Here is an 11,915-nt window from a genome sequence, read left to right on the forward strand (position 1 = left end):
CTCAGATCGGATAGTGCCTGGGCCCGTTTTGCAGCGTCACCCAGCGCAACTGGGTAAAGTGCTCGATCGAAGCCTTGCCGCCGAAACTGCCATAGCCGCTGGACTTCACCCCACCGAAGGGCATTTGCGCCTCGTCGTGCACGGTGGGTCCGTTGATATGGCAGATCCCGGACTCCACCCGTTGCGCAAGCGCCAGGGCGCGGCTGGTGTCACGACTGAAAATCGCCGCCGAGAGACCGAAATCCGAATCGTTGGCCAGCCGCAACAGCGCCTCGTCACCGTCGCCGCGCAGCACCACGGCCACCGGGCCGAAGGACTCTTCGCGGTACAGGCGCATGGCATCTGTCACGCCGTCGAGCAGCGTCGGTTGCAGAATGCTGCCCTGCAGTTGCCCGCCCGCCACCAGCGTTGCGCCAAGCGCCACAGCGTCGTCAATCAGGCCCTTGATGCGCGTCCCGGCACCCACGTCGACCAGCGACCCGAGAACTGATTCGCTGTCATCCGGATTACCGGCGCGCAACGTTTTGATCTTGGCCGTCAGCTTGGCAACGAAGGCATCGGCGACCTTGTGGTCGACGATCAGCCGTTCGGTGGACATGCAGATCTGGCCCTGATTGAAGTAGGCGCCAAAGGCGGCGGCCTCTACTGCCGCGTCTAGATCCGCGTCGTCAAGCACCAGAAACGGTGCCTTGCCACCCAACTCCAGCAGTGCCGGTTTCAGATACCGCGCCGACAGCTCACCGACGATGCGGCCTACATGAGTGGAACCGGTGAAATTGACCCGCCGCACTGCCGGGTTGGCAATCAGGCGCTCGACAATCGCCGGCGCATCGGCCGGCGCGTTACTGATCACGTTCACCACGCCGTCACCCAACCCGGCATCCTGCAGCACCTGGCCGATCAGCCGATGCACGGCGGGACTGAGCTCCGAGGCCTTGAGCACCACGGTGTTGCCGCAGGCGAGTGGCATGGCGATGGCCCGTGTGGCGAGAATCACCGGCGCATTCCACGGCGCGATACCGAGGACCACACCGCAGGGCTGGCGCAGCGCCATGGCAAAATTGCCGGGAACATTGGAAGGAATGACATCGCCGGTGATCTGCGTCGTCATGGATGCCGCTTCGCGCAGCATGTTGGCGGCCAGCTGTACGTTGAAGCCGTACCAGTTGGCCATTGCTCCGGTTTCGCCGGCAGCAGCGATGAATTCGCCGCTGCGGGCCTGCAACTGCGTAGCAGCCTCGAGCAGACGCGCCCGACGCTCGCCGGGCACCATCGCCGCCCATGAGGGGAACGCAGCCTGAGCGGCTGCGACTGCCGCATCGGCATCTTCCAGAGTCGCCGCCGCTACCCGCGAAACCACCTCGCCAGTCACCGGGTTGCAGCGTTCAAATGTACGTCCGTCACGCGCGGGGCACGACTGTCCGCCGATCAGCAGGGGCACGTCCAGCATGGTGATTCCTCTTTATTGTCTTTATCAGGAACTACAGACTTGGCTCGAAACGTCTGGATATCAGACTAGCGTTTGTACGCTTCCAGACCAGGCTTGATGCTCTTGTCATCGAGGAACTGCTTCATGCCCTGCTCGCGCCCGCCTTCCTTGTCCAGCAGACGTGACTGGTCCAGCTTGGCGTACAGATAGTCTTCGTTCTGCTCCCAGGTCAGTTCGCGGCAGCGTTTGAAGCCGTGCTTGGCGGCGCGCAGTACCACCGGATTCTTTTCCAGCAGATTATTGGCCAGATCGATGGTCACCTGACGCAGTTGTGCCAGCGGTACGCTTTCATTGACGAGGCCCATTTCAGCGGCTTTCTGACCGTTGAAGGTTTTGCCGGTCATAATGTAGTACAGCGACTGGCGGTGGCCCACAGTGTCGGCCATGGCCTTGCTCACCAGGTTGCCGGGCGGAATGCCCCAGTTGATTTCCGACAGGCCGAAGGTCGCTTCATCGGCGCAGATCGCCAGATCACAGGCCACCAGCGGGCTGAAACCTCCACCGAAGCACCAGCCGTTGACCATCGCGATGGTTGGCTTGGCGTACATGCGCAACATCTTCCACTGCCACTGGGAGGCTTCGCGACGGATTTTTTCCTGCAGAATTTCCGGTCCGGCGTCCACCTCGCGGAAATACTCCTTGAGGTCCATGCCAGCGGTCCACGCCTCGCCGGCACCGGTCAGCACCAGAACGCCCGCATCGGGATCCTGCTCCAGGGTTTCCAGCACATCGATCATTTCGCGGTTCAGGGTCGGGCTCATGGCGTTGCGTTTTTCCGGCCGATTGAGGATGACCCACGCGATACCTTGCTCGATCTCGACCTTGATGGTTGACCAGCGGCCTTCATATTTGCTCATGGCGATGCTCTCTTGTTCTTGGCTTGAAGATGACTCAAAGCTAAACCGCAAATATAGTTATGTCAATTAACTGTTATTCACATTAATCAAAATCTCGGCACTCCGCCCGAACAGGCTGGTCACAGTCACGTATGCCCCATAGCTATCGTTCGCCAACCTCGGCAAACTGACCGGCTGATTGACCCATCAAACCATAAGGACCGCATTTTCAATGGCCAAGCCATCTGACATCGCCGACGTTTGCCAGGCTCCCGTACAGGCTGCCGAGGCACGTTTGCCAACGGATTCTGCGCTGGATGATCTGATCGGTTATGCCATGCGCCGCGCACAACTCAAGCTGTTCCAGAACCTGATCGGACGTCTTTCCGCACACGACCTGCGCCCGGCGCAGTTCTCGGCGCTGGCGATCATCGAGCAGAACCCGGGTCTCATGCAGGCAGACCTGGCCAAGGCGCTGGCGATCGAACCGCCGCAGGTCGTTCCATTACTGAACAAGCTCGAAGAGCGTGCGCTGGCCGTCCGGGTGCGTTGCAAGCCGGACAAACGCTCATACGGCATTTTTCTCAGCAAAAGCGGCGAAACACTGCTGCGCGAATTGAAACAGATCGCCGTGGACAGCGACCTGGAATCCACCGCCGCGCTGGATAAAAAGGAACGTCAGGACCTGCTCAGGTTGCTGAAAAAGGTGTATCAATCGTAAAAGCGCTCATCGACGGCTTCCCTGCCGTCGATGCGCGATGATTACCAGAGCGGCAAGCTGTATTGCACGATAAAGCGTGTCTGGTTCTCGTCACGAAAGGCTGCACCCGCCGGGAAGTCGTTGCGATAGATCGACTTGCGCGCCAGCAGCCCGACGTTCTTCAGCGGACCGCTTTGCACGACGTAGCCCAGTTCCATCTGAAACTCACGCTCCTTGCGATCATCGGCATTGAAAGCGGCCAGCTCGATGTTGTCGCCGCGCACGTAACGCAGACGACTGCGCAGCCCGACCAGCCCGACGGCCGTGAAGTCATAGTCGTAGATGGCTTGCCAGGTGCGCTCCTTGGCGTTGAGGAAGTCCGAGCTCATGGTCATCTCGCTCAACCCCATCAGTTCGGTGCCCGAGACATAAGGCGTTGCCGTGTCGCCACTGGAATGCATGTAGCCAAGGCTCACGCTGTGCCCTCCCCACTTGTAGCCAAGCAACGCGGAAAGGTTCTGGTTGTCTACTTCGCCGGCCTTCGCACTGCCGGTATCGCGGCTGAAAAAGCTGCGCAGATCGGTGGTCAGCACGCCGTCGCCAATCGCCAGCTTGTGCAACAGGGCCAGGGTGTTCTGGGTGTAGAGATCGTCTACCTCGGCGTGGTACGCCCGCAGGCTCAGGTCCTTGTTGACCTGATAATCGCCTCCGGCGTAAGCCATGTGCGACGAGGTTGCCGCCCCATTGAAACGGCGGTTCGGTGAAGCGAGGCTGATAGGCTGGTAGTTGGTGGAGTCACGTTTGTTGACCCGGTCGATGTAGCCCGCATTGAGGGTCAGGTCATCGATGTCCTTGGAGGTCAGCGTGGTGCCACGAAAGGTCTGCGGCAACAGTCGCGAGGGGCTGGCGAAAGCGAACGGCAGGAAAATCGACACGTCGCCGGTCTTGACCGTGGTTTCGTGAAATTTCAGCTTGCCGGTCAGGGCCAGCCGCGAATACTCGTCAGCCGCCCGGCCATCGCTGGCGGATACTGGCAACAGCTCGGTGCCGCTGCGGTCTGGCGAGGAATCCAGTTTCACCCCGACCAGCGCTCGCGCATCGAGACCGAAACCCACCGGCCCTTGGGTAAAGCCGGACTCCGCATTCATGATGAAGCCCTGCGCCCACTCCCGAGTCGCAGTCTTGGCGCCATCATCCTTGTAATCGCGGTCCATATAATAGTTGCGCAGCGTCAGGGTGCCATGGCTGTCATCCAGAAAGCCCTGCGCCTGTGCAGGGTCGGGAATGGCACTGATACCCAGCAGGCCCAGTGCAAGGCCACAACGTTTTCCACGTAAAAAGGGAGCTGACACAGCGCTTGCTGCATCATGAGCGAGCTTTGACATGTTCGGTGTCCACTTATTGTTGTTGTTTTTGGAGTCGGTCCGGCGCTAACTGCGGGCCCGTGAGTAGAGAATTGAAAGATTCCACCGCCGCGTCAATCCAAAATGACCGATAATCGAACATTAATACTATTAACTACTTTATCAGCTTGTTGATATTCCGCTGCTAACTCAATGTTTTTGAAAGACTAAACACTTCTTTTTATCACTCTCCCAGTCAGATTCACTTTTTAGTTATTTTTGTTACCTTGATAACGACCTGTCACAACGCCTCGATTGGCGCTCGGGAACAGGCTTTTCTCCACAACAAAAACAACAATGAGGCTTGCCATGAACAGTCCATTACGTCGATCGACGCTGACCATTGTCTTGTGTTTTATCGTTGCGCTCATCGAGGGTTTCGACCTGCAGGCTGCCGGAACGGCGGCCGCCGGGTTGCGCCAGACCTTCGCCCTTGATCCAAAAATGATGGGCTGGGTGTTCAGCGCCGGGATCATCGGGCTGCTGCCTGGGGCGTTCTTTGGCGGATGGATTGCCGATCGCATCGGCCGCAAGAAGATTCTGGTGAGCGCAGTGCTGCTGTTCGGGGTCTTTTCGCTGAGCACTGCGTATGTCGAAAGCTTTTCCGGCCTGTTGCTGGTGCGCTTCATGACGGGCCTGGGTCTGGGGGCGGCGTTGCCCAACCTGATTGCCCTGTGTGCAGAAGCTGCAAGCGAACGTCACCGCGGCCTGGCCATCAGCGTCATGTACGCAGGTGTTCCACTGGGCGGTGCCCTGGCGGCGGTCGTCGCCATGTTCACCAGCGAGCACTGGCAAACCACGTTCATCATCGGTGGTCTGGTGCCGCTGTTGGTGGCTCCGCTGATGATCCTGTTGCTGCCCGAGTCCAGCGCTTTCAAACAGCAGACCAGTGCTGACAGCGTTCGGCATTCAAGCGCCACTGCGTTGTTCGGCGAAGGCCGGGCTCGCACCACGCTGGCGTTGTGGCTCGGCTACTTCTTCACCCTGACCGTGATGTACATGCTGCTCAACTGGCTGCCTTCACTGCTGATCGGTCAGGGCTTCAGCAAACCGCAGGCGGGCATGGTGCAGATGTTGTTCAATATCGGCGGCGCACTGGGCTCGCTGTTGGGCGGGTTGTTGCTTGATCGCTGCAATGGCATCAAGGTCGTGCTGTTCGTCTATGCCGGCTTGCTAGCAGCGCTGGCAGGCGTGGGTCTGTCGGTCGGTATCGTACCGATGGCCATTGCCGGGTTTGCAGCCGGGGTGTTCGTCATCGCCGCGCAGTTGGTGCTGTATGCGCTGGCCCCGCCGTCCTACCCGACCTCGGTACGCGCCACCGGTGTAGGTGCTGCAGTAGCCATCGGCCGTCTCGGTTCGGTTGCCGGCCCGCTGGCGGCCGGACAACTGCTGGGCGCTGGCGCTGGAACCGCCGGCGTACTGCTGGCCACCTCCCCAGGCCTGGTGATTGCCGCACTGGCGGCGATTACAGTGCTGTCCAGGTCTGCCGCCGTCGAGCAGCGTGAGCTCAAGGCTGCAGGGTCGAGCTGATCAAGGCCCTCTTCGCGAACAAGCGAAGCGTCGCCCGGTCCACTCCCACGGCCTCCGGCCAGAATCAAAAGCGGATTTATGTATAACAATGAGCAATCCGTGTCACATAGTTCTGGGGGTTAAGTGAGATTTGTTTTAGATCTCAGGCTGCTTTTTTGATCGCGATGGCACTGTCGACGCAGAGTACGACGTTAGTGACGGCTGAGTCCTGGCGCTGATCCGGGGGTAGCCTGGCAGGACACCAGGCTAGCCGCACCGGGCCATGGATGGCCCGCTGCGGCGACCCCCGGATCAGTGTCAGGGCGAAGGAACCGACGAAGTCGGGCCGGAAACAGGAGCGAGGGGCTTTGGTTACTTTGGCCCCATCAAAGTAACTCGCCGAGGGGCGAAAAGGTGACCTGAGCCGAACCTCAATCCACCTGACATCGCAGAGCCCTTGTGTGACGCAGAGCGTCACGAACTGCATTCCCACGCGGAGCGTGAGGAACGATAGTCAAAACATTCCAATGCCTTAAAGCTTGTGCAGAAAATTCAGCACCAGCTTGTTGCCTTCGGTGCGGTTTTCCGCGCCCTGTTCGAAGTAGCTATTGACCGTCAGCACGTTCTCCTTGTTGAAGGCATACAGCAGGCCCGGGCCGATAGCCCAGACCTTTTCCTTGCGACCACTGACATCATGGCCGTCCACCTGAGTGTCGGTGAACTGCTTGAGCCAGTAACCGTTGAGCCCCAGCGAAAGTTGCTCGTTGACTGCGTATTGCAGAGTCAGGTTGGCATGCAGAGCCTGCCCTGCCTGCGTGTCGGAAGCATTGCCGAATCCGGCTTGCGGGTCATCATTCTTGCCGTTCCACAAATACATGAAACGCCCGCTGGCCGACCATTTCGGCGAGAACCAGTAAGTCGCGGCGTAGTACGGGTTGAACGACCAGAAATTACTGCCCGGGTTGATCGAGCGATTGCGATCATAAGCGCCGACCGGAATCGCAATGTCCGCCTCGACACGCTGGGTCAGCAGCGGGCTGCCATCGGCACGGGTGATCGTCGGCAGTTGCAGAAACGGACCGATGACCAAATCACCGAAACCGGCACGCGAACTCAGGGCGGTGTTGCCCAGGCCGTCATCCACGTCGACATGTGCCAGCGACGTGTTGATTGCGGTAATACCCGGCATGGCACCATTGGCCATTGGCTGACCGACGTAGATGATCTGCGTGGTCACCGCCAATACATCCACATCCTGTTTGGGAAGTTGCAGTTTGTCGCCATTCACGTCATTGAAACGATTGGCCTTGGCATAGTTCAGATACTCCTCCAGATACCAGCCCGGACCCGCAGGCGCCGGGGATCCGTCGTAGAAGCTGGTGTTGCCCAGATTGAGGCCGGGCAAGTCATAGGCGTATGCAGTCGAGGACAAGGCGATGAATGATACGGTCGCAACGGTACGCAAGACAGACTTGGGCATCTTGTGATTCCTGTACTTATTGTTGTTGTTTTCAAGTGCCCCCGACGCCACGAACGCGTCGCCGGGGTTGCAACACGTGCAGCCATTACACGTAGGAAGCGGCCAACCCTCCATCTATGGGCAAGTTGACGCCGTTGATCCAGCGCGAGGCGTCGGAGCACAGAAACGCAATCACCTCGGCCACCTCATCGGCCAGCGCAGGACGTTTCATGTGCAGGCCATCACGGGTAACCCGCTCCTGGCCAACCATGCTGACAAAATCTCCCAGAATCGGCGTAAACACTGGCCCCGGTGCCACGCAGTTGACGCGCACCGAATGATCGCGAAACCATTCCTGCGACTGCTTGAAGCTCCAGACGATCAGCGCTTCCTTGAAATACTGGTAGCAGGTTTCATGGGCGACCGGATTGGCCGCCAGCCACTCCTGCCCTTCGCTGTAGCTTTCGGTGGCAGCCAGCGCCTTGTGCAGCTCCAGCCTCTCCGGCCACTGCGAACCGAGTATCGACGCCACGTTGACGATACTGCCGCCCGACACGATGCGCGGCAAAACGCGTTGGGTCAGGTGGCGCAGCCCGAGGTAATTGACCTGGGCGACCGCCTGAACGGGCGCTGTGCCAGGTACACCGGCGATGTTGCACAGGCCGTCGATCTGCTTGGGCAAGCGCTCGATCAACGCATCTATATTCTTTGGATCGGCCAGGTCCGCCTGGAAAAAACTGTCTACGGTCAATTGCGGTTCATGACGATCGATGCCGATCACTCGGGCACCCTGGAAGCGTGCCACACGTGCCAGCTCAGCGCCGATGCCGGATGACACACCAGTCACGATCAGTGTTTTGTTAGTCAGGTTCATAGTCACGCGCTCTTATTGTTGTTGGATCACGTCTTGCCGTTGAATCACATCACCTGTTGCAATGAAGCATGGAATGTCAGTCAGACTCAGAATGGATAGGCCGGCGCTTGGTTCTTCACCGTGACCCACTGCCATTGGCTGTATTCATCCCAGTCCGAGGGGCTGCCAGCGCTGCTGCCGTTGCCCGAAGCACCGCGCCCGCCGAACGAGTTGACGCACTCATCGGCCACCGTCTGATCATTGATATGCAACATGCCGCACCTGAGCCGGTCGCCAATCGCCGTCGCGCGGCCGATGTCCGGGGAGATCACCGCAGCTGCCAGGCCATACTCGGAACGGTTGGCCAGTTCGATGGCTTCCTCGTCCGTGGAAAAGCTGACCACAACCGCCACCGGGCCAAAAATCTCTTCCTCGAATGCGCGCATACCGGGTTTCACGCCGCTGAGCACCGTCGGGCGATAGAACAGGCCTTCATACTCGCCACCGGTTTCCAGTCGCGCACCGGCCTGCAGGCTGTCACTGACCACCTGATGCACGTGCTGCAACTGCCGTTTGTTGATCAGCGGCCCCAGAGCAGCCTCACCGCGTGCCGCATTACCCACCGTCAGCGCCCGCGCCTTGTCCGCCAGCTTGCGGGTCAGCTCGGCAGCGATGGATTCGTGCACCAGGATCAACCCGGTGGCCATGCAGATCTGCCCCTGGTGCAGCCAGGCACCGAACGCCGCATTGCTGGCGGCCAGATCAAGGTCGGCGTCTTCCAGAATCACCAGCGGATTCTTGCCGCCCAGCTCCAGCGACACTTTCTTCAGGTTGCGGCCCGCCGCTTCGGCAACCTTGCGTCCGGCCCCGGTCGAGCCGGTGAAGGTGATCATCTGCACATTGGTGTCGCGGCACAGCGCTTCGCCAGCATCGGCAGAACCCGGCAGCACGTGCAGCAGCCCTTTGGGCAGACCGGCTTCCTCGAACAGCCGGGCGATCAGGAAACCGCCGCTGATGGGTGTCTGCGGATCGGGCTTGAGCACCACGGCATTGCCGGCAGCAAGTGCCGGAGCGACCGAGCGCAGGGAAAGCACCAGGGGAAAATTGAATGGCGAAATCACTCCCACCACACCGTGCGCGACACGCCGCGCGTAGGACAGACGACCGGCCTGACTGGGCAGTATCAGGCCATGACCATGAGCCTGCGACAGCATGCCCGCCGCCTGACGCAACAACACGATGGTCTCGTTCACTTCGTGCTGGCCCTTTTGCAGGCTGCCGCCGGTCTCGCGGGCGACATACAGCGCCAGTTCATCGAACGCACAAACCGCGTGATCGGCGGCGAGGAGAAATATGTCAGCCTTTTCACGCGGCCCCAGCGCCGCCCAGGCAGGTTGAGCCAGCGCGGCCTCACGGCAGGCAACCGCGATGTCCGCAGCATCGGCCATGGCTGTGTTCATCAACAGCTCGCCGGTCGCAGGCTCGATGACGGGCAATGAGGGAGACGAGGAAGGAATCCAGTCGCCATTGAAAACACATTCGGCTTCAATCGCGCGTTGCAACAGAGGGGTGCCATCAGACGCTGACATATTAAGACTCCGGCTTTTATGGTTGTAATCGCCTGCCCCATTTGCCACGGGAAGCATGCGCCGTACGTACGTCAGAGCAAAGCCTGTGCCGGGATTGTCATCCGACCATCATGTCATCACTCAACCGCTTTAGAACAAGGGTTTTCGACGACCACGCTGAAGCGTCGAGCCCCCTCAGGCGGAAACTCTACGCGGACCCGCTTGTTCATTTGATGAAGTTATGTTTATTAATCAAGCCATGATTTGATCATTTCGACCATCACCCGGCCGAGGTACAACGATGGATAATCCCCACTGTGAGTTGCCCGATCACAGCGTTCCCACCGAACATTTCGCGCCTCGCGGCGACAGCAGTCAGATGCATTCAGGTGATTCGCCAACCCCCGAGGAGTTGACCAGTTGCCTGTTCTTCTCGCCTGACGATGGGCGCATCTGGCTCAACGACCAGCGGATGTTGCTGCTGCACACCTCATCGTTCGGCACCCTGCGCCGCGAAATCATCGAACGTCTGGGCCAGGAGCAGGCGCGCGGGATGTTCACCCGAGCCGGGTATCTGTCTGGCGCACGGGACGCCCGATTGATTCGCGAACGCTGGCCAATGGCTGACGCTTCGTCGGCGTTTCGTGCCGGTACGCACTTGCATACCCTGGAAGGCATGACCAAGGTCGAGCCGGTGCACTTCAAATTCGACGCCGAGTCGGGGTTTTACGAGGGCGAGTTTCTCTGGCATCACTCCTGCGAAGCCGATGAGCATGTCGCGGCGTACGGCATCGGCCAGGATCCGGTGTGCTGGACCGAAATCGGCTACGCCATCGGTTTTGTCAGCGGCCTGTTCGGACAGATGGTGGTTTTCCGCGAAGTGGAATGCCGTGGCATGGGGCATGCGAGCTGCCGCGTGGTCGGCAAGACCTCGGAACAATGGGGCGATGTCGAACGCGACCTGAGCTACCTGAGAGCAGTCAAACCCCCTGCACCCGTGCACAGCGCACCGGTGCCTGCGGCGAGCTATGAAGCAAGCCCGCCGACCGGCAGCAACCAGCCGCTGGTCGGCGCAAGCGCTGCCTTCAATGCGGCCACGCAGGCGCTGCAACGGGTGGCGATGACCCCGGCAACCGTCTTGATCAGCGGCGAGTCCGGGGTCGGCAAGGAGATGTTCGCCCGCCAGTTGCACCAGCTCAGCCGCAACCGCGAAGGCCCGTTTGTGGCACTCAATTGCGCAGCCATCCCCGACAACCTCATCGAGGCCGAGCTGTTCGGCGTGGAGCGAGGGGCTTATACCGGGGCCACGCACTCCAGAGCCGGGCGTTTCGAACGCGCCAACGGTGGCACGCTGTTCCTGGATGAGATCACCTCCCTGAGCCTTGCCGGGCAAAGCAAGCTGCTGCGCGCCTTGCAGGAGCGGGAGATCGAGCGCGTCGGGGGTGGGCACGGTATCAAGGTCAACGTGCGAGTGGTGGCGGCGACCAACGTCGACCTGCGTAAGGCGGTGGCCGATGGCGATTTCCGCGAAGACCTGTTCTATCGCCTCAACGTTTACCCGATCGCCCTGCCGCCATTGCGCGAGCGCCGCGATGACATCCCGCTGCTGATCAACTTCTTTCTCAAGCGCTTCTGTCAGGAGTACGGCAGGACGCCGGCCGGATTGACCATGCGCGCATTGAAAACCCTGCTGGGCTATGACTTTGCCGGGAACGTGCGCGAATTGCAGAATCTGATCGAGCGCGGCCTGATCGCCAGCGATGAAGGCCAGGCCATCGATCTGGTGCATATTTTCCGCAACGAATCGTTACCACGGGACGCCTATTCGCTGAATCACCATGGCGCGCTGCGTCAGGCATCGGCTGCGAGCGCACAGCAGGCACCTGCTACCTCCCTGCTGGACTCCCTTCATCAGTCGGATCAGGCGTTCTCCATCGACGACCTTGAACAGCGCCTGATCCAGGAGGCGCTGGACAAGAGCGAAGGCAACCTGGCGGCCGCCTCGCGCTTGCTGGGCCTGAGTCGCGCCCAGTTTGCCTACCGCCTGAAAAAGCGTCAGCCCTGAACAGCCTGACTCAGCGGTAACGCGCAGCCGATC

9 protein-coding genes are annotated in these 11,915 nt (G+C 60.2%); 3 read left to right on the forward strand and 6 right to left on the reverse strand.

The features are described 5' to 3' along the window. Window position 1: 1 nt before the first annotated feature. Window positions 2-1,450 (reverse strand): aldehyde dehydrogenase, encoded by a 1,449-nt coding sequence (locus tag BLR16_RS02120; protein ID WP_044308021.1) that lies wholly within the window; start codon window positions 1,448-1,450, stop codon window positions 2-4. 65 nt (window positions 1,451-1,515) lie between these two features. Then, complete coding sequence (locus BLR16_RS02125; RefSeq protein ID WP_003401024.1) at window positions 1,516-2,346, reverse strand: p-hydroxycinnamoyl CoA hydratase/lyase; 831 nt, start codon at window positions 2,344-2,346, stop codon at window positions 1,516-1,518. A gap of 211 nt (window positions 2,347-2,557) precedes the next feature. Here BLR16_RS02125 and BLR16_RS02130 point away from each other — a divergent pair, with 211 nt between their 5' ends. After that, complete coding sequence (locus BLR16_RS02130; protein ID WP_003370802.1) at window positions 2,558-3,046, forward strand: MarR family winged helix-turn-helix transcriptional regulator; 489 nt, start codon at window positions 2,558-2,560, stop codon at window positions 3,044-3,046. A 41-nt stretch (window positions 3,047-3,087) separates the two neighbouring features. Here the strand turns inward: BLR16_RS02130 and BLR16_RS02135 are convergent, their stop codons facing one another. Continuing rightward, window positions 3,088-4,410 (reverse strand): OprD family porin, encoded by a 1,323-nt coding sequence (locus BLR16_RS02135; protein ID WP_058396886.1) that lies wholly within the window; start codon window positions 4,408-4,410, stop codon window positions 3,088-3,090. A 327-nt stretch (window positions 4,411-4,737) separates the two neighbouring features. Between BLR16_RS02135 and mhpT the strand changes: the two genes are divergently transcribed. Beyond that, the gene (mhpT, locus tag BLR16_RS02140; protein ID WP_058416486.1) at window positions 4,738-5,958 is read left to right on the forward strand and encodes a 3-(3-hydroxy-phenyl)propionate transporter MhpT; all 1,221 of its coding nucleotides are present in this window, start codon (window positions 4,738-4,740) and stop codon (window positions 5,956-5,958) included. 511 nt (window positions 5,959-6,469) lie between these two features. Here mhpT and BLR16_RS02150 read toward each other — a convergent pair. From BLR16_RS02150 to BLR16_RS02160, 3 genes are all read right to left on the reverse strand, one after another. Next, window positions 6,470-7,417 (reverse strand): SphA family protein, encoded by a 948-nt coding sequence (locus tag BLR16_RS02150; RefSeq protein ID WP_024661376.1) that lies wholly within the window; start codon window positions 7,415-7,417, stop codon window positions 6,470-6,472. 85 nt (window positions 7,418-7,502) lie between these two features. Next, entirely contained in the window at window positions 7,503-8,270 is a 768-nt protein-coding gene (locus tag BLR16_RS02155; protein ID WP_074806417.1) for a coniferyl-alcohol dehydrogenase, read from the reverse strand. 86 nt (window positions 8,271-8,356) lie between these two features. Continuing rightward, window positions 8,357-9,838 (reverse strand): benzaldehyde dehydrogenase, encoded by a 1,482-nt coding sequence (locus tag BLR16_RS02160; RefSeq protein WP_003435421.1) that lies wholly within the window; start codon window positions 9,836-9,838, stop codon window positions 8,357-8,359. Between the two features lie 280 nt (window positions 9,839-10,118). Between BLR16_RS02160 and BLR16_RS02165 the strand changes: the two genes are divergently transcribed. After that, window positions 10,119-11,882, forward strand: a complete 1,764-nt coding sequence (locus BLR16_RS02165) for a sigma-54-dependent Fis family transcriptional regulator (RefSeq protein WP_074806414.1) — start codon at window positions 10,119-10,121, stop codon at window positions 11,880-11,882. Window positions 11,883-11,915 lie beyond the last annotated feature (33 nt).

The sequence above is a fragment of the Pseudomonas sp. BS3767 genome, from assembly GCF_900099665.1.
Classification (GTDB): domain Bacteria; phylum Pseudomonadota; class Gammaproteobacteria; order Pseudomonadales; family Pseudomonadaceae; genus Aquipseudomonas; species Aquipseudomonas cerasi.

Coding starts and splice junctions, on each gene's coding strand:
- BLR16_RS02120 (WP_044308021.1), bottom strand. CDS start 1,450: ATGCTGGACGTGCCCCTGCTGATCGGCGGACAGTCGTGCCCCGCGCGT.
- BLR16_RS02125 (WP_003401024.1), bottom strand. CDS start 2,346: ATGAGCAAATATGAAGGCCGCTGGTCAACCATCAAGGTCGAGATCGAG.
- BLR16_RS02130 (WP_003370802.1), top strand. CDS start 2,558: ATGGCCAAGCCATCTGACATCGCCGACGTTTGCCAGGCTCCCGTACAG.
- BLR16_RS02135 (WP_058396886.1), bottom strand. CDS start 4,410: ATGTCAAAGCTCGCTCATGATGCAGCAAGCGCTGTGTCAGCTCCCTTT.
- mhpT (WP_058416486.1), top strand. CDS start 4,738: ATGAACAGTCCATTACGTCGATCGACGCTGACCATTGTCTTGTGTTTT.
- BLR16_RS02150 (WP_024661376.1), bottom strand. CDS start 7,417: ATGCCCAAGTCTGTCTTGCGTACCGTTGCGACCGTATCATTCATCGCC.
- BLR16_RS02155 (WP_074806417.1), bottom strand. CDS start 8,270: ATGAACCTGACTAACAAAACACTGATCGTGACTGGTGTGTCATCCGGC.
- BLR16_RS02160 (WP_003435421.1), bottom strand. CDS start 9,838: ATGTCAGCGTCTGATGGCACCCCTCTGTTGCAACGCGCGATTGAAGCC.
- BLR16_RS02165 (WP_074806414.1), top strand. CDS start 10,119: ATGGATAATCCCCACTGTGAGTTGCCCGATCACAGCGTTCCCACCGAA.